The organism is Candidatus Bathyarchaeota archaeon (genome assembly GCA_026014805.1).
GTDB lineage: Archaea > Thermoproteota > Bathyarchaeia > Bathyarchaeales > SOJC01 > JAGLZW01.
The window spans coordinates 51,158-67,919 of the sequence record JAOZHR010000027.1; the positions used below are offsets into that span (position 1 = coordinate 51,158).

19 protein-coding genes are annotated in these 16,762 nt (G+C 43.1%); 12 read left to right on the forward strand and 7 right to left on the reverse strand.

Annotated features, from left to right (window positions below; genetic code table 11):
* Nucleotides 1–81 precede the first annotated feature (81 nt).
* Genes ndhC through NWE91_07670 form a run of 6 tightly spaced genes read left to right on the forward strand, consistent with a single transcriptional unit; the run spans nt 82 to nt 3,845 of the window.
* Nucleotides 82–417, forward strand: coding sequence for an NADH-quinone oxidoreductase subunit A (ndhC, locus tag NWE91_07645; protein MCW3986261.1), 336 nt, complete (start codon nt 82–84; stop codon nt 415–417).
* 1 nt (nt 418) lies between these two features.
* Entirely contained in the window at nt 419–841 is a 423-nt protein-coding gene (locus NWE91_07650; protein ID MCW3986262.1) for an NADH-quinone oxidoreductase subunit B family protein, read from the forward strand.
* 2 nt (nt 842–843) lie between these two features.
* A complete protein-coding gene (locus NWE91_07655) occupies nt 844–1,338 on the forward strand; it encodes an NADH-quinone oxidoreductase subunit C (GenBank protein ID MCW3986263.1) in 495 nt (164 codons plus the stop codon).
* Nucleotides 1,287–2,501: a nickel-dependent hydrogenase large subunit gene (locus tag NWE91_07660; protein MCW3986264.1), complete on the forward strand. Its 1,215-nt coding sequence runs from the start codon at nt 1,287–1,289 to the stop codon at nt 2,499–2,501. The genes NWE91_07655 and NWE91_07660 overlap by 52 nt, the downstream gene beginning before the upstream one ends.
* A complete protein-coding gene (locus NWE91_07665; protein ID MCW3986265.1) occupies nt 2,498–3,463 on the forward strand; it encodes an NADH-quinone oxidoreductase subunit H in 966 nt (321 codons plus the stop codon). The genes NWE91_07660 and NWE91_07665 overlap by 4 nt, the downstream gene beginning before the upstream one ends.
* Before the next feature lie 13 nt (nt 3,464–3,476).
* Nucleotides 3,477–3,845: a 4Fe-4S binding protein gene (locus NWE91_07670; protein ID MCW3986266.1), complete on the forward strand. Its 369-nt coding sequence runs from the start codon at nt 3,477–3,479 to the stop codon at nt 3,843–3,845.
* 343 nt (nt 3,846–4,188) lie between these two features.
* Here NWE91_07670 and rqcH read toward each other — a convergent pair whose 3' ends face one another.
* A complete protein-coding gene (gene rqcH / locus NWE91_07675) occupies nt 4,189–6,198 on the reverse strand; it encodes a ribosome rescue protein RqcH (GenBank protein ID MCW3986267.1) in 2,010 nt (669 codons plus the stop codon).
* Nucleotides 6,199–6,407: 209 nt separating this feature from the next.
* Between rqcH and NWE91_07680 the strand changes: the two genes are divergently transcribed.
* Nucleotides 6,408–6,971: a hypothetical protein gene (locus NWE91_07680; GenBank protein ID MCW3986268.1), complete on the forward strand. Its 564-nt coding sequence runs from the start codon at nt 6,408–6,410 to the stop codon at nt 6,969–6,971.
* Here NWE91_07680 and NWE91_07685 read toward each other — a convergent pair.
* The 4 genes from NWE91_07685 to NWE91_07700 form a co-directional block, all read right to left on the reverse strand.
* Nucleotides 6,964–7,383 (reverse strand): hypothetical protein, encoded by a 420-nt coding sequence (locus NWE91_07685; protein ID MCW3986269.1) that lies wholly within the window; start codon nt 7,381–7,383, stop codon nt 6,964–6,966. The genes NWE91_07680 and NWE91_07685 overlap by 8 nt on opposite strands.
* Before the next feature lie 3 nt (nt 7,384–7,386).
* Nucleotides 7,387–8,400, reverse strand: a complete 1,014-nt coding sequence (radA, locus tag NWE91_07690; protein ID MCW3986270.1) for a DNA repair and recombination protein RadA — start codon at nt 8,398–8,400, stop codon at nt 7,387–7,389.
* A gap of 133 nt (nt 8,401–8,533) precedes the next feature.
* Nucleotides 8,534–8,788, reverse strand: a complete 255-nt coding sequence (locus NWE91_07695; protein MCW3986271.1) for a hypothetical protein — start codon at nt 8,786–8,788, stop codon at nt 8,534–8,536.
* Between the two features lie 193 nt (nt 8,789–8,981).
* On the reverse strand, nt 8,982–9,200 hold the full coding sequence (locus NWE91_07700; protein MCW3986272.1) for a hypothetical protein: 219 nt from the start codon (nt 9,198–9,200) through the stop codon (nt 8,982–8,984).
* Between the two features lie 318 nt (nt 9,201–9,518).
* Between NWE91_07700 and NWE91_07705 the strand changes: the two genes are divergently transcribed.
* The gene (locus NWE91_07705) at nt 9,519–11,501 is read left to right on the forward strand and encodes an ATP-dependent DNA helicase (GenBank protein ID MCW3986273.1); all 1,983 of its coding nucleotides are present in this window, start codon (nt 9,519–9,521) and stop codon (nt 11,499–11,501) included.
* 128 nt (nt 11,502–11,629) lie between these two features.
* The gene (locus NWE91_07710) at nt 11,630–12,157 is read left to right on the forward strand and encodes a THUMP domain-containing protein (protein MCW3986274.1); all 528 of its coding nucleotides are present in this window, start codon (nt 11,630–11,632) and stop codon (nt 12,155–12,157) included.
* Here the strand turns inward: NWE91_07710 and cgi121 are convergent.
* Nucleotides 12,154–12,717: a KEOPS complex subunit Cgi121 gene (gene cgi121, locus NWE91_07715; GenBank protein MCW3986275.1), complete on the reverse strand. Its 564-nt coding sequence runs from the start codon at nt 12,715–12,717 to the stop codon at nt 12,154–12,156. The two genes, NWE91_07710 and cgi121, sit on opposite strands and share 4 nt — an antisense overlap.
* On the reverse strand, nt 12,714–13,313 hold the full coding sequence (locus tag NWE91_07720) for a phosphoribosyltransferase (protein ID MCW3986276.1): 600 nt from the start codon (nt 13,311–13,313) through the stop codon (nt 12,714–12,716). Before NWE91_07720 ends, cgi121 begins: the two co-directional genes overlap by 4 nt.
* Nucleotides 13,314–13,489: 176 nt before the next feature.
* Between NWE91_07720 and NWE91_07725 the strand changes: the two genes are divergently transcribed.
* From NWE91_07725 to NWE91_07735, 3 genes are all read left to right on the forward strand, one after another.
* Nucleotides 13,490–14,398 (forward strand): formylmethanofuran--tetrahydromethanopterin N-formyltransferase, encoded by a 909-nt coding sequence (locus NWE91_07725; protein MCW3986277.1) that lies wholly within the window; start codon nt 13,490–13,492, stop codon nt 14,396–14,398.
* A gap of 79 nt (nt 14,399–14,477) precedes the next feature.
* Nucleotides 14,478–15,824 carry a glutamine synthetase beta-grasp domain-containing protein gene (locus NWE91_07730; protein MCW3986278.1) on the forward strand — a complete coding sequence of 449 codons (1,347 nt, stop codon included), beginning with the start codon at nt 14,478–14,480 and terminating at the stop codon, nt 15,822–15,824.
* Between the two features lie 26 nt (nt 15,825–15,850).
* Nucleotides 15,851–16,762, forward strand: a 912-nt coding sequence (locus NWE91_07735) for an amidohydrolase family protein (protein ID MCW3986279.1), incomplete at its 3' end; no start/stop codon positions are given.

A 16,762-nucleotide genomic window follows, 5' to 3' on the forward strand; every position in this document is an offset into this window, starting at 1 on the left:
AAGGTCATGAATTTTTAAAGTAAACCTAAAAGCATTAAATAGAGTGTACCTTTAGAGATAAGTCGAAAGGTCAGTGAACTGATGCAGACCGATTTGTTGATTTCCTTGCCCCTCATCTTCTCCCTATCCATAGTTGTTGGGTTAATCCTCTATTTGGTGGGGTGGATGATTGGAGCAAAGGGTGAAAAGACCGAGGGTAAGGTTGCTCCTTATGCCTGCGGTGAAGATCTCCTGCCACTTAAGCTTCAGGTAAACGCTGAAAGATTCCTCATTTACGCCGTCTACTTCCTCGTCTTCGACATCCTCGCGTTCATTCTCGCCACATCGCTAAACACACCTGGTCCCTTTCCAGCTATTTATGCGCTAATCGTATTAATGGCCGTCGTTATTTTACTCCCATTATTACGGAGAGGGTGATATGGGATTATTAAAGTGGGGCAGAACTAAATCACCTTGGATCATCCATTTCAATACAGGTGGCTGCAATGCATGCGACATCGAAGTTGTAGCCGCCTTAACGCCAAGATATGACATCGAACGTTTTGGAATAATCATGCGGGGCAGCCCAAGACACGCGGATGTGCTGGTTACTACTGGGCCAGTAACTAGACAGGTGAAGGATAGACTGGTTAGGATATACGAACAGATACCTGAGCCCAAATCTGTCATCGCGGTCGGCTCTTGCGCGATTAGCGGCGCCCCTTTCGCGGATTGTTACAACGTTTACGGAGGAATAGACACAATGATTCCCGTTGATGTCTATGTTCCTGGATGCCCTCCGAAACCCGAGGCCATAATCAACGGAATTGTAAAACTTATCGAGAAACTCAAGGCTGGCTAAAAGTGACGGAAGAAACAACGGAAGAAAACGCAATCATTAGAGAAATGAAACATCTTATTGGAAAGAATATTCTAGAAAGTGAAGTCCCTCGCCCTCGCAGAATTTTCATTCTTATTAACAAGAAAGTGTTTATAAAAACAATTCGTTATTTAACAAAAAAGATGGGGTTCTCCCACGTTTCAACAATAACAGGCGCCGATGTTGGAAAAGAAATTGAGGTTATTTATCATCTAAACCGTGACGGAACGATTGAGCTTTCGCTGAAAATTCGAGTGGCGAAGGATAAACCTGTCTTGCCAACCATTACCGATCTTATACCTGGCGTCACACTTTATGAACGAGAAGTCCACGACATCCTGGGAGTTATTTTTGAGGGACATCCAGATTTGTCTCCCCTAATTTTACCTGATGGATGGCCGTCTGACGTTTATCCGTTGAAGAAAGAATGGACAATCAAAAAAATCCAGAAGAAAGTTACGAAGGGAAGAAAGCAGTAATGTCTTATCCAACTATCCGTATCCCATTTGGACCACAACATCCATACCATATCGAACCTGAGTATTTCATGTTTGAAGTTGACGGTGAACGTGTTATAGGTGTCAAGCCACGTATTGGTTATGTTCATCGAGGAATCGAAAAGGCAACAGAAAACCGAACATTTATTCAAAACCTCTATCTAATTGAGAGAATATGTGGAATATGCTCACACGCCCATACAACTTGTTATACTCAAGCTATCGAAGAAATTTTGGGCGCTGAAATACCTCCTAGAGCTAAGTTCATTAGAACCATTATCGCAGAACTTGAAAGAATTCACAACCACTATCTCTGGTTTGGACTGGCCTCGCATGAAATTGGTTTTGATACGCTTTTTATGTATTTGTGGCGAGACCGAGAGATAGTTATGGACTTGTTAGAGCTGGTTTCAGGAAACAGGGTACACTATGCTATGAACACCATTGGAGGAGTACGAAGAGACATAACGCCAGAAATTGCGGAAAAGATTGGAGAAGGACTCGATGCCCTTGAAGAGAGAATGAAGTACTACAAGAAAATCGCGATGACTGAACCTACAATCTCGAAAAGGACAGTTGGAATTGGAATCCTAAAGCCAAAAGACGCCATAGCACTTTGCGCCATTGGACCAACCTTACGTGCCAGCGGAATCAAACGAGACGTCAGAGCGGATGATCCCTACATAGCCTATGATGAAATCCCGTTTAATGTCATAACCTATGATGGATGCGATGTAATAAGCCGACTGTTTGTTCGATGCGACGAAGTATTTGAAAGCGTAAACATTATCCGTTATGCTATGGACCACCTACCAGAAGGAAAGATAAGAATCAGAGTTCCACGAAGAGTCCCCGAAGGTGAAGCTGTTTCTAGAGTTGAAGCACCACGAGGAGAACTCATTCACTATGTAAAAACAAATGGGACCACAAAGCCAGAGCGATACAAAATAAGAAGCCCAACCTTAGGAAATATTCCATCCCTCTGCAAAATGCTTGTTGGAGAATACATCGCTGATATACCAGCCATTATGGTTGGAATAGATCCGTGCTTCAGTTGCACCGACCGAATGACGTTCGTTAATGTAAATAATAATAAGCAATGGATTCTGAGCGGCAAAGAATTGAGGAGATACGCAATTAAATGATACCGGAAGAAATAACAACGCTCATAGAAATTCTTCTATTTCCAGGTTTTCTCTTTTTCATAGCTTTAGCCTTCTTCTACGAGTGGGTAGATAGAAAGTTCTTAGCCAAGCTTCAAAACAGATACGGTCCGCTTTACACAGGCCCTTCGGGTCTACTTCAGCCCTTCGCAGACTTCATTAAGTTGCTCTCTAAAGAAGACATCACACCAAAAGCAGCAGATAAGTTTATGTTCAGTTGCACACCACTTCTTATACTGTCTTTTCCCCTCTTTGCATTATTCCTCATCCCCGTCACTGGTTTAACCGCCCCTATCAACTTCGAGGGCGACCTAATTTTTCTGATGTTTTTATTCACTCTAATAGCAGTCACCATTTTCATCGCTGGCTGGAGTTCAGTAAACAGGTTCAGCACGATCGGGGGCGTAAGAGCGGCATTCCAGATGCTGGGATACGAGATTCCCCTTACTCTTGTAATGGTTGGTCCAGCAATTGCAGCTAGAACTTTGTCCATCAGTCAGATTGTGGCTTGGCAGACTCATAACGTGACTTGGTTCATCTGGCTTCAACCTCTAGGCTTTGCCATATTCGTGCTTTGCCTGCAAGCAGAGCTGGAATTTATCCCGTTCGATATTCCAGAGGCAAACACAGAGATCGTAGCCGGGTGGTCCACCGAATTTAGCGGTAGGAAGCTGGCATTGATTCGACTTGGAAAGGACGTAGAGCTCGTGCTCGCCGCGTCGCTAATTACCTCGTTGTTCTTGGGCGGCCCAAACAGTTCATTGCCAATTCTGGCTATTGGGTTTTTCCTCCTAAAGACAACACTTGTAGTTGTGCTTCTGACGACCTTACGGGCGCTGTTTGCCAGATTTCGTGTTGACCAAATGATTGGTGGAGCATGGAAGTACCTGTTGCCCCTCGCTATTCTTCAAATAATACTGGTTCAACTTGGTTTGGGACGGTGATAGAACCTTGGCGATGTTAAGAGAATTGCTCAATCATTTGCTCAAGAGACCTTTTACCTTAAAGTATCCGCTTGAAAAAAAACCCCCTTTTAAGGGCTTTAGGGGAAGACCTATCTGGGACATGAAACTGTGCACTGGGTGCGAACTTTGCTATAAAGTCTGTCCTTCTGAAGCCATTGAAATGATTGGTAAGGGGCTAGAAGCGGAATTTAAACATTATCTTGATCGATGCCTATTCTGTGGGCAATGCGAGGAGGGTTGCCCTGTAAACGCAATCACAATGACAGAGGAGTATGAGTTAGCCAGTTACGATCGAGCTGGAATGATCATAGAGTTTGAGAGAGAAGAAAAGACTAGTGAAAAACCTATCTCGATCGAGTAAGATCTTTGACATAAAACGAATTCCTGATTTTTAAAATGGTGATGCCCCAAAGAATTGGGCGCGCGCTTGAGGCTGTTCCCTTTGAACCATCTCTCAGCATATTCATCTAGTTGTTTCAGAACTTCAGCTTGGAAACTGGTTCCTCTCTTCTGAAAAATGTTGGAATCTTAATGGTCTTTTTCCATGTGTTCATTAGGCTGTTCTGAACAGGTTCACTATGGTTCAAACAAAACTATGAAAAATTCAAGGTTAATTCAACGGTTGAAAAAGTGGTTGTTCAACTTTTTTTGCAGTGCATGCATATTCAACTTTGCGGGCGTTCCTTTACATTATTTTCGAGTTTTCAGTGATTGCTTATTTTTCCTTTTCCAAAGGGAATAAAGGCTTGTATTTCTTCAATTGGAATTTTGGAGACCTTTTCCTGTAGGTTCTTGGAAACTTTATGTTTCAGCATGTGCAGTATTTTGTTCGCTAGCTTGCTGCTTGAAATGTCTCCAGGAGTTATTTCTACACAAATGTCAGTTCTGCTTTTCACCGCTTCTTTTGGTCCACCTATCAGGGTTAATGGCGTTCTCTCAATGTCAATTCCTATGGCAAGTTGTAACGGTGTTCTTCTGACATAATTTTTTTTGCCACGAATCATGAAAGCTCCTCTTTTAAGGTATTCTCCAGAAGGTGGAGTTTTACTAACTTGTTCTGGATGGACCCAGTAAACATCGATGGCGCTAAACTTGGCTTTCCAAGCTCGTGAATGTGAAGCTGCCAGCTGGGCTGCTTCGGTTATTGACTTTTGGGAAGGCGTTTTTCCTTCAGCTTTTATTATCACGAAGGGGGCGCCTGCAATGTCGGCGTGAAAAACTAAATCGTGAGGTTCTGTGTGTTTCTTGATCAAGATTTCATTTGTAACGGCGTCCTTTCCGCCAACCACTAACAGGTTTTCTGACGTGTAGAACCATCTAAACTTTTCATACCAAGCCTTCTTCCTTCTCTTCTTAATCGGCTTGCTAGTCTCTTCAACCACTATTTCTTTCCGCTGTCTTAACTTTTCGATGCGAAATAAAGTTTCTTCTATCGCCTTTTCGGCGCCTTTCACCTTCTTTTCTGCCTTTTTCGCTCGTTCATAGTAGGTTGCGGCGTTTTCTTGAACCGATTTGCGAAGCTTAAGAGAAAAGGACAAGTTGTCAATAGACACGTTGAGAACTAGTGTCTTTACGTCTAAGGAGTCAAAATACACTGATGGCGCTTTCCCACGTTTTTTCTCATTTTCAATTTCTGATATGATTGCTTGCCAAGCCTTTCCATTCCTCTTTTCATCCATAATTCTCTGTAAAAGCGTCTGTAACTGATGAAAATGAGCGTAGATTCTATCTCCAACTCGTCTCGATCGCCTGGCTTCTCGCCTTGCCTTTTCTAAAGATTCCTGTTGGTCACTAAGAACTCTCTGCTGTCTGCCAATCTTCTCCTCAACCTTGTCTGACAGTACCGTAACTTCTTGTTCAACAACAGTTTTTGCGTAGTATTCGTCCAAGGCTTCGTTGAAACTTTCGAATTCTTTACACTTCAACTCTTCATACTTTTTTAATGGAATGGAAACCACGTCAATCTGCATATCTTTCTCATCTTTCATTATACAGGGTTTAAATTCTCCAGTTTTGAGATGGAAAAAGAGTTCATTTAAAGCATCAAAAATTTTCTCAAATTCGCCATTTTCTAGCGACTTGCATTCCTTCTTTTTGTCAACATGAGCACGGAGAAGAATCTCTTCCGCATACATGCCACCTATGCTTAGAAACCTCGTAAGTGCCTTGACCACCTCCAAGCCTTCAAATTTTTTCAGTTCAAGCAGATCTGGCAACTCGATTCGCAGAGGATTTCTTCCACTAGATGGCGCCTGTTTAAAAGATTCACTCCGCAAAATGTTCCGGTCACGCATCTTCTTGAATACAAGAGCCTGTTTGATAATGTCCTGAGCATCCACAAGTACTATGTTGCCATCACCAAACAACTCCAAAACCAACTTGAATTCACCTTCTTTAGTCCTAGCTCTGATTGTTACTATGCGTTCAAACTCGTACTGACTAATCTCGGCGAGAGTAGCGTTCCTAAGGTATTTCCTAAGAGCCATGCAGAAAGCAGGTGGTCTCTGAGGCTTTTCCAGAATATAGGAGGTTAGATGTAAGCGTTTGCCTGACTCGATTAGAAGGTTCAAAGGTGGCTCGTTTGGTTGATGAAGTTTTAGAATTACAGTTTTTCCTTTGATTTGATAGATGTTCTGTATTCGAGCACCTTTAAGCTGCTCTTTAAGCTCCGAGACAAGGGCGGCTATGTCGAAGCTTGTCATCGTTTTTTTCATGGTTCTTCTCCCTTCTAATAGTTTTTAGGCCGGGTAATTGCATGCCTAAGTTAAGTATTTAATCTTTTTTTGGGTTAAGCATGAGGGAAAACTGAAAAAAAGGAAATGATACGGAAGATATTGTTACTGCTCTTGTCACTAGTCAAAACCTTAAATTAGAAGCCGTTGAATGTATAAGAAAAAGTAAGTTTCGTTTGAGCTGAAGCTTCATGAAACCCCTAAAGATAATTTACTGGACTCGCGCTGGTTTAGGAGTAATTATAGGTATTTTATGCGCGGTTTATGTGATTTTCTTCGTAACTTCCGACCTCGCCCTTTATACCACGCTGCTGACAGGATTATCATTTGCAATGCTTTTCTACATGTCCACCTATTACATTGTGAAGCTCAAGTTCTTTTCGAGAGTTGAAAAACAATCAAAACTAATGACTCAGGGAATCGGAATTTACTTCTTCGCATGGCTTGTATCCTGGACTTTAATCACTACCTTGCTCATGCCATCAGTGGCAGTGAACATATACGTCAGTGACACGGGAAGATTGGCTGAGGGGCAGAAGTTCTGGGTGGCGGCGCGGAACGACGCTGGTCAAGTGGTCCAAAATGTGACGACTACCTCAGGGGCTCTTACGATCACTCTGTTGCCGCCCGACACTTACACCTTCGAGTTAGGAATCATCGAGTTAGGAACCTTCGAGTTAGGAGAGAGGAATCAAACTCAACCATTAAGGATAGGCTGGCTACAGTCTTTAAATGTAGTTTTTAATGTTACATAACCTTCTGGCTAGATTCTGCATATTGGATGATTCTTGTTTGTCCTTTGGAGTCTGGTTTAGGCTTTGACTCTTCTATTGTCCTAATTAGAAGTTGAGTGTAGTCAACCCATGCTGAGAAGAAGCCGCGGTCGAAGTTGTCGTCGAATCTGCTCTTGACGCGTTTTGAGAATCCCTTTTTGTGTTGTTCTATTGCCATTTTGTCATTAAGGTTGATGTTCTGCAAGAAAGTGTGTTGGTTGCCGTTAGCTTTCCGGGCGAGGAGCATGCCTTGCAACGCTTTATAGTATCCGTGGTCCCATTTGGTTTCCGGGGTTTTGTCTTTTATTCGTTGTAGTTCTCTTTGGGCTTCAGTGAATTGGCGGTTATTGATGAGTTGAAAGAAGCGTGTGGCTAGGGCTTGAGGGAAAGTCATGGTTTATCGCTTTCCTCTTTGTTCGTCTTGATCTACCTCCTCTACGCCATTTTCGGTAATTTTGAAGATGCACTCGCCATCTGGGAGGTAGGGGCTGGAGACTAGGCGGGCGATTCTTACTGGTCCTCGAGCGGATTTTCGCAGGTATATCCGTGTGTTGCTGGTGTGGGCTACCACGTGACCACCGATGGGGTGGACGGCATCGCCAAAGAAGACATCAGGTTTGGACATGACTTGGTTTGTTACTACTGCGACGGCGTTGAAGGCACGAGCTAAGCGGACTAATTTGTGCATGTGTCTGTTGAGTCTCTGTTGGCGGATGGCAAGGGTTTCTCTCCCGACATATTCGCTACGAAAGTGGCTCGTAAGGGAGTCGACTATAATAATGCGGATGTTGTTTTCTTTGATTATCTTGTCGGCGTTTTCGAGGAGGAAGACTTGGTGGTCGCTGGTGTATGCGTCAGCGACTATCACATTTCTAGCTACCTCTTCAGGGTTAAGGTTGAGGTGCTGTGCCATGGAGACTAGGCGTTCGGTGCGGAAGGTATTTTCGGTGTCGATGTAGAGAGCTGCAGCGTTCAGTCCGCCTCGCTCTAAGGGAAGTTGGACGTTGACGCACAGTTGGTGGCAAATTTGGCTTTTGCCGCTTCCGAACTCACCATAGAATTCTGTAATTGTTTGGGTTTCGAGGCCTCCCCCAAGTAGGTTATCTATGGTTGCGCTGCCTATAGTGAGTCGGTTGATGTTTTGGCGCTGTTTTAAAAGTTCGTCGGCTCTGATGAAGGATAGGGTAATGCTGCCGCGGGCGTGGCGGATAACGTCTAGGGCCTTTTTTTCACTGATGCCTGCTGGTGCGAGTTCGCGGGCGGTGGCGGTGGCGAGAGCTTCGATAGTGTGGAAGCCCATTTCTTGTAGTTTTTTGCTGGTAGTGGGTCCTACACCTGGGAGGTCCTCTAAGCATTCATACTGTTTCTTAGGTTGAGGGCTTGTGGATTCGGTTTCTTCTGTAACTGTCATTTTGGGTGACTGTCCTTTTGTGTACATGGACAAGGGAACAATTTGATGTTTGGTATATTTAAGTTGCACGAAGAATATGAGCATATTTTACTGGGAGAGACCACTGAAACTATTGAATTTCAAGTTCATTGAACTAAGTATGATATACAGGCAAGAGAATTAGTGTATGATCTAGCCTTGCGCTAAGCGCACACTCGTAATCTACTTTTTGAAATTTTGATTCAGGAGTTCCGCAGATAGGATAGTTCTCCGGTTTCTTACCATCAGCAACGTAGCCGCATATTGTGCAAACGTGATACTTGGTACTTCGCTGCGCTATCAAATGATTCAGTGCTCTCTTGTTAAGCCATGTGTGTCCCTCGTCAACATCTCGAGTCTGCGAAAACACGAGGCAGCACTCTCCTCCCCATCCTCATCTGCCTCCGGCAACATCCTCACAGCCAAAAAAAATCAAAACAGAAATAATTTAACCTTTCATAGCCTACACCGAAAACCAACACAATTTTGCGCACGTCAACCACTTATTTTGCCCAAAGTTCCACAAAACACTTGCAGCGAGAATCTCTCGGAGTTCGAGATACTCATTTGCGTTCAGGAAGTTTCGAATACGTTCCATCCGATGTCCTATAAACCGCTAATCGTCCAACAGTTTCCCACTCGTCTCCCTTCCTGCGTCTAATTTGCACAGCGATAACTTCAGCAGTTGGGTCGGCTTTTCCACGCCATACCGTTATGCCTAGATAATCTTGGTCATTGACACGTGTATAGAACCGCGCTTTTGGCTGAGAGGTTTGGCTCAACTCCATCACCATAATTCCATAAGTCGCATATGTCTTTTATTTTTATTCATTGAACATTCTCTCAATTGCCTTATTTTTCCGTGTGCGTGCGATGCAATTCCATTTTCTTATCATTCCCACAATGCCTTATATCTTATGTTATTGGCTACCTGTTTTGATTGACATAGAAACAATCAACAAAGCATAAGTTGCTGAGCAGCAAGATTATGGCAAGTGAAAAAGTTGCCTCAAACTTACGCTTGCCGACGCTGTGGAAGGACATATTCCCTTGAAGAGTATGAACAGAGTCGGTTTTGCCGCTACTGTGAAACATACTTGATGCCGAAGAGCAAAGTTTCCAAACTCTTCAAAGGAATAGACAAGGTTGCAACACAGGAAGAGAGAGGTAAAACTTCAAAGAGTAGGCAGTTTCCTAGAAATTATGAAATACGAAAGGGACAGTCGGAATTCATTGAAGAAGCATTCGAAGCTATCAAGAATAATGAGATTTTTCTGGGAAGCGCTCCGTGTGGTATAGGGAAGTCCATAGCTTCCCTTCTGGCTGTTTTACCCCAGCTTGAAGATAACAAGCTCATGATTAGTTTCAGAACCAGAAGCCAACTGCACATTTACCTAAAGGAGTTAAAGGCGCTAGCGAGCAATCTCTCGGCAGTGTCCTTTTTCAGCAAACAAAACATGTGCCCGCTACGTGTAAAGGGCGACCTCTCATACGTTGACTTTTTTGAGGAATGTAAGAGACTGAAGGATAACTGCGAGTCCTCTACTAAGCCATATTGCAAGTTTTTTTGGAACACGATCAGAAAGAAAAAGGAAGCTGAACAATTAGCTTTGAATTGCGCCCAAAAGCTCCTTACTCCAATGGAATCAGTCAAACTGCTATCGAAGCAAGGGTTCTGCGCTTATGAAGCACTAAAAAGGGTTCTAAATAAAGCCAACATTTTTCTTGGAACCTATCATTACGTCTTCAACTCTAAAATTAGGGAAGTAATGCTAAAAAGTCTAGGAGTGGACCTTACCAAGGTCTACCTCATCGTGGACGAAGCGCACAATCTTCCTATCTTTTCTAGAGAGTTGCTCTCTGATCGACTGACAACAATCACAGTGGACAGAGCTCTCAATGAGACTAAGAGGTTCGAACATAAGGCTCTGCAGTCAGTTCAAGAGTACCTGAATGTGTTGGATAAAGAGGTTTTTCAACGCACTCAACAGATATTAAGGAAGGAGGAGCTTAAGCAGCTCAACCCGCAGAAAGTTAGCGACCTGTTTCTTGAGCAAAGCGGAGTGTCTGGTTCTGAAGCGGCAGAGGTTCTTCGTGAATATGGACAACATGTGAGAGAGACGCGGCAAGAGCTCGGTCATGAGAGGATTTTCAGTTACAATCAGCGAGTAGGCGAGTTTTTGGAGAATTTTTTTGAGAAAATGGGAGAGAAGTACATTCACTTAGTTAAGAGAGATTCGCGGGGTAGAATTGATTTAGAGGTTAGAAGCTTCGATGGAAGGGAGATAACAGATCCTGTTTTGCGACAAACACGTGGAAGCATCCTTATGAGTGGATTTCTCTCTCCGCCAAAAGTCTATAGAGACTTGATGTTTTATGAAAGGAATGACGTCTGTCTCAGAGAGTTTGACTCTCCTTTTCCACCTGAAAACAGGTTGATTTTAATTGCGGAGGATGTGTCGTCAAGGTTTGAAAAAAGAACTAGCAAAATGCTTGAGAAGTGGAAAGATTATATTGAGGCCATATTCAAGGCGAACGAAGGGAACGTTGCCGTCTTCTTTACAAGTTACGGACTAATGCATGCCGTTCTGTCACTGATCAAAACGGACAGAGACATAGCTGTAGAGCAACGTAAGACCGAGAGAGATGAGGTGATGAGGCAGCTAACTGAATCTGATGACAATGCCTTGTTTGGCGTTATGAGTGGGAAGTTCAGCGAAGGAATGGACTATCCAAACAATCTATTAACATGTGTAATATCTGTTGGTCTGCCTTATGCCACTTGGAACGTGTACCAGAAGGCCTTGATAAAATACTTTGATCAACAATTTCCTGAAAATGGCAGGATGTACGCTTACTTGGCGCCCGCAATACTCCGCCTAATTCAAACCTGCGGACGCGTCCACAGATCAGCTGACGACAAAGGATGCATAGTAATCCTAGACGAACGCCTTTCACACCCAAACATCAAAAAGCAACTCCCTAGTTATTACCAAAAAGAAATGATAACTATAAGAAGCCCAATTGACTGCGCTAACCAGATGAAAAAGTTTTGGAAAGAACCGCACAATGCGCGTTCATAAAATGTGAACAGGATTGCATTTTTTGCTTATAACTCGCGCACACATGAGCCTCTCCCTATAAAACCGACAAAAATTCATTGTACAAAAATAGCAGAAACTTCATTAAAGCAACACAATATAGAGAAGACATGCTTCGAGATTTTAACCTTCTCGTAACAACTACTCGTGGAAATGAAGAAGACGCCTGCTCAGAAGTTTGGTACCTACTAGGCGAAATCGGAGATACCGCAGCAAAAGTTGACAAGACTGGAGTTTCAGGCTTGATAGCAGTGAAAACATCTCTCCCACCCCTGGAGGCCATTGAAAAGCTCCGCGCTATTCTAAGAGAACGCCCCTACGAATTCCGGTATAGCCTTCGCATGATCCCTATTCAGGAAGTAACACGAACAGGCCTAAACGAAATCGAAAGCATCGCCACAAAGCTCTCAGCAGAAATCCGAAAAAATGAAACCTTCCGCATAACTGTCGAGAAACGTTTCACAAATATCTCCAGCAAAGACGTAATCAAAGCTGCTGCGATGAACATCGAACGAAAAGTAGACCTAACCAGTCCAGACAAGATCGTTTTAATCGAAATCGTAGGCGGACTCACCGGAATATCAATCCTTAAACCATCCGACATAATCTCAACAATAAAAGAGAAAATTGAAAGCTAACGTTGAGTAACCAGAATGGCAATGTGCTCAATCACTAGATCAGAAAGAGCCTTCACTTTCCCGTTTCCCTCCGATTTGGTTGCCAACTCCATGTCAGAGATACCGAAGAGTCTTCTAACACGCACAACTTTTTCGTTTGACAAATCGAGAACTGTGTCGTCGCGCTTCCCAGGAACTAATTTTGAAGCTTCTTCTAGAGACTTAGAAGTAACTCCTTCTTCATCCGCCACAATCAATATAGCGATTTGTGACGAATCTTTCTTTATTCCAATTAAATCTAAAGCAACTCTAATCTGCCTTCGAGCAGAAGCATAAAGAAGACATTCAACTGCGAAATTCTTTGAAATATTCGTTCGGTTTTTGAAAGCCTTCAAGGCATTAAGCGTAGCAAAATAAAGATGTTCCCATCCCGCAATCAGCCTAGCATCAAAAAATTGAACATCTACACTGCTCAACTTTTCACGGGTCAGATTGAGAATATAGTTAACATCGCTTATGTGAACATCTCTGAAGCCTGCCATAGCAATGTACTTGTTAAACCCCTCTACTTCCTTTATCATCCAGAACGCTCCGACACTTCTCTGACAAAACGCTCCGCCAATTCTGAGTCAAAACCATACCTTACTAACGTCTGCTTTGCATCTTCAACCGACTTCTCATTTTGCTCGAACTTTTCAATAACCTTTCTCAAAGCTTCTTTTCTTTCCCAAGGAAAAATTATCCAATCGCGAGTCGTTTTCTCATAATAGTCTGGCTTCGTGATGCTCCATGGCTTGTAATAGAGCGTTGCAATTTTGAGGCTTCTAGCTCCTTGCTCAAGAAGATGGGTTTTAACTAGGTGAAGGCTTTTACCAGTATCAGAAACATCATCAACAACAAGCACTTTTTTACCCTTAACATTAACTGAAACCGACTGAGTTATCACCGGTTCTCTCTTCGTCTCCGCTACACCTAGATAAAATTCTGCCTTTACGTTGGCGATTTCTGGATTTTCCAACAGATCTGACAAAACTCTTGCAGGGATCCAACCGCCCCGTGAGACTCCCACAATGACATCGGAGTTGAACTCATCGTCTAGAATTTTCCGAGCTAAATCTAAAAGCATCGCATAAATCTGCTCCCATGTGGGAACCTCAAACTTTTCATCCTCCTGCAATTTTGCAAATCTCTCCTGAAAGCTAGAAGAATAAGGAAAACAAGTCTGGATTTAAATGTTTACAGTCTTCAGAAACCGACTAATTCTGGTACATGTTACGCAGAGACCCAAACTTTAAAGGGCTACTGAAAAGGTTTTAATGAAAACAAAAGTGCAAGCCAGAAGGTAGAGTAACGATGGTAGAATTCAAAATCAATGGCATTCCAGTTGAAGACACCTTCTGTGAAACTTTTACGGTGCGCATAGCTAGGATACTCATAACGTCAGTGAACAGGAAATGGGCTTTAGAATCATCATTGGAAGCTAAGGGCCTCGGCAGATCGGCCACTATTCCCCCTTCAGAAGCTTCAATAGAGGCGGAAGTTAACCCTGAGGAGACTCCAGATGGAAAACCTGGCTTTGTAGTTCAAATTCTTGACAGAAAGCTAGAGCAACTGAAAAAATGGCTCATAGTTAGAATAAGAAAAGGAGTCATTCCATACCCTAAAACTAATGTCTTTGACGTTTTGCCAAGGGAAATGGCTGAAGAATTCGTTAGCATCAAAGGCACTATTATACAAACCTTCGGGGACGGACACGAAGAGGAAACCGATGCATTTGGAAGGAGAGTTTTCAAAATACCTAGGATGGACGGATGGTTTTACGTAGAAAGAGACTTCGGAATCGCCAAAGGCATGGCTGGTGGCATGTTCCTAATCTTAGCAGAATCTGATGAAGCAGCGCTAGAAGCCGCTGAACGTGCAGTTGAAGGGATAAGAACAGTTCCACATGTAGTTGGGAAGTTTGCGGCTTCCGGAACCAAGGTTAGGGGGAAAAAGTACAAGGACGCTATAGCTACTACTAATGATGCGTATTGCCCATGCCTAGCTCGAAAAGAAGGGAGCAAGATTCCAGACGGCGTAAAATGTATTTACGAGGTTATAGTGAGCGGGTTAACGCTGGAGAACGTTAGCAGGGCAATGAAGATCGGCATAGAGAATGCCACAAGGGTCCATGGAGTGATAAAAATAACTACTACAAACTATGGTGGAACGCTAGGTAAGGGAAAAATTTTTCTTCGCAGCCTTTTCGACTCTGAGAGTTAGAGAAGAAACGTCAATTGAGAGAAACATTGAAGAAATATAATAAAGGAGAAGCACTTCTCGATTAGGCAGGGAAACAAGCATGCCAGAAGCCACAGAACTGATTCAAAAGGAAAAAGTGAAAGAGATAGCATTACAGTTTACAGACATATCCGGCATCCTACATTCTCTTTGGATACCCTCTCAACTCTTCTCAAGGGTAGCTGAAGGAGGCATACATGTAGACGGATCATCCATTGGAATGGTGGACATAAGCAGAAGCGACTTGAAGTTAATTCCAGACGAAGAAACATTTACTGTACTGCCCCAAAACGTTTTCACCCAAAGAGTTGCAAGAGTAGTTTGCGATATCTACGAGCCAGATTCTAATACACCATTCCAGCTTGACCCAAGATTCATCCTCAAAAAAGTAATGGATGACGTTAAGAAAAACTTGGGGTCATCTGTAAAGTATTATGCATCTAGTGAAATGGAGTATTTCTTATTTAAAAGAGGCGAAAATGGGCACATCAAATTACTCAACGATGGAGGATATTTGGCTACTCCACCAGCAGATTTCGGTGTTGACTTGAGACTTGAAATCGTAAAAAATCTTGGAGACATAGGCGTTTTGATTGAAAAACACCACCATGAAGTACCTCCAGGGAAGTATGAGTTAGAGTTGGGATTGGAGTTGGGAATTGGAGTTGGAGACTCGGATGCATTAAAGATGGCTGATACTCTTTACCTGGTTAAGTTCCTTGTAAAACTAATGGCGGCCAGAAGAGGACTTATCGCTTCCTTTATGCCGAAGCCTTTTCATGATCAATTTGGGGCTGGGCTGCACACTCACATTACTCTTATAGAGGACGAAAGGGCTGAAAACCTTTTTTATAATCAAGATGAGAGTCACGGTCTAAGCAAAATAAGCTTAAACTTCATAGCTGGCATTTTAGCTCACGCAAAAGCTTTGGTGGCCATAACAAATCCATCCGTTAACTCTTACAAGAGGCTTGTTCCAGGATGGGAGGCGCCTGTTTACATCTCATGGGCAAGGTATAATCGGTCAACCCTCATCAGGATTCCCCCTGGAAAAGAGATGAGAACTAGACTGGAGTATAGACCTACAGACGGGTCATGCAACTTCTATGTGGCATTTGCAGCTATTCTAGCAGCTGGACTAGATGGTATAAAGAGAAAAATCGAACTCCCAGATCCAGTGGAAGAAGACATCTACGAGATGAGCGAAAAAGAAAGGTTAAAAAGAGGCATAGAGGTGCTTCCGGGAAATCTAGGGGATGCTTTAAGGGAACTCTCCGGAGACAAGTGTATTCAAGAGACTTTAGGGATTACGTTTTGCCAAAAGTTTCTAGAAATCAAGACTAAGGAATGGAGAGATTTCAATGTTGCCGTGCACGAGTGGGAAAGAACAAGATATTTAGATGTCTAGATTGCAATGAAAGGAGAATGGGAATAATGGCAATAAAGGCTGACTTCGCAATAATCAACGCAAATGAACTGGTAACTCTAAAGGGAACAAGCAATAAACCTCAAATCAAAGAGGAAATGAATAAACTAGGGATAATAGAAGATGGAACTGTCGCAGTCAATGACCAAAAAATAGTGGCTGTCGGAACTACAAAAGAAGTGTTGGGCAAACTTGAAAAAGGATTCAAAGTCATAGATGCAAGTGGCAAGCTCGTCACGCCCGGACTTATCGATCCCCACGTCCACCTAATTTTCGCCGGTTCAAGAGCAGAAGAACTCGAGTCCATGGCTGTAAAAGGCATTCCGTACTTGGAAATCAAAGCCAGAGGGGGGGGCATGCCAACAACACTCGAAAAAACAGGTAAAGCAACGACTGAAGAACTACTTAAGCAAACCACCGAAATGCTTGACACGATGATAATCCACGGCACAACAACAATAGAAGCGAAAAGCGGATACGAAATGACATTTCAAGGCGAAATCAGACAACTAGAAATAATTAACATCCTCAACAAAATACATCCAATCGACCTGATTCCAACATTTCTGGCTCAAGGAATTCCCTTCCAATATGAAAACAAAGTTGATCAACTAACCGATGAAATAGTCACCAAATGGATTCCAGAAATTGCAAGGAGAAAACTGGCCGAATACTGCGATGTTTTTTGCGAAAAGGGATACTTCAATGCGGAACAGTCCAAACGAATACTTGAGATGGGCAGAAAATACGGCATGAAATTGAGGATTCACTCTGACTGGCTAGTTCACAGCGGAGGGGCAAAGCTGGGTGCTGAACTAGGAGTAGTCTCTGCTGATCACCTAATCTTTACGCCAGGAGAGGACATTGAAGCCCTAGTAAACAAAGGCACCATCGGAGTTTTCTTGCCGACAACTCCCTTC

Excerpts from the sequence above, each read along its gene's own strand:
- ndhC (MCW3986261.1), top strand. The coding sequence starts at position 82 with ATGCAGACCGATTTGTTGATTTCCTTGCCCCTCATCTTCTCCCTATCC.
- NWE91_07650 (MCW3986262.1), top strand. The coding sequence starts at position 419 with ATGGGATTATTAAAGTGGGGCAGAACTAAATCACCTTGGATCATCCAT.
- NWE91_07660 (MCW3986264.1), top strand. The coding sequence starts at position 1,287 with ATGGACAATCAAAAAAATCCAGAAGAAAGTTACGAAGGGAAGAAAGCA.
- NWE91_07665 (MCW3986265.1), top strand. The coding sequence starts at position 2,498 with ATGATACCGGAAGAAATAACAACGCTCATAGAAATTCTTCTATTTCCA.
- NWE91_07670 (MCW3986266.1), top strand. The coding sequence starts at position 3,477 with ATGTTAAGAGAATTGCTCAATCATTTGCTCAAGAGACCTTTTACCTTA.
- rqcH (MCW3986267.1), bottom strand. The coding sequence starts at position 6,198 with ATGAAAAAAACGATGACAAGCTTCGACATAGCCGCCCTTGTCTCGGAG.
- NWE91_07680 (MCW3986268.1), top strand. The coding sequence starts at position 6,408 with ATGAAACCCCTAAAGATAATTTACTGGACTCGCGCTGGTTTAGGAGTA.
- NWE91_07685 (MCW3986269.1), bottom strand. The coding sequence starts at position 7,383 with ATGACTTTCCCTCAAGCCCTAGCCACACGCTTCTTTCAACTCATCAAT.
- radA (MCW3986270.1), bottom strand. The coding sequence starts at position 8,400 with ATGACAGTTACAGAAGAAACCGAATCCACAAGCCCTCAACCTAAGAAA.
- NWE91_07705 (MCW3986273.1), top strand. The coding sequence starts at position 9,519 with ATGCCGAAGAGCAAAGTTTCCAAACTCTTCAAAGGAATAGACAAGGTT.
- NWE91_07710 (MCW3986274.1), top strand. The coding sequence starts at position 11,630 with ATGCTTCGAGATTTTAACCTTCTCGTAACAACTACTCGTGGAAATGAA.
- cgi121 (MCW3986275.1), bottom strand. The coding sequence starts at position 12,717 with ATGATAAAGGAAGTAGAGGGGTTTAACAAGTACATTGCTATGGCAGGC.
- NWE91_07725 (MCW3986277.1), top strand. The coding sequence starts at position 13,490 with ATGGTAGAATTCAAAATCAATGGCATTCCAGTTGAAGACACCTTCTGT.
- NWE91_07730 (MCW3986278.1), top strand. The coding sequence starts at position 14,478 with ATGCCAGAAGCCACAGAACTGATTCAAAAGGAAAAAGTGAAAGAGATA.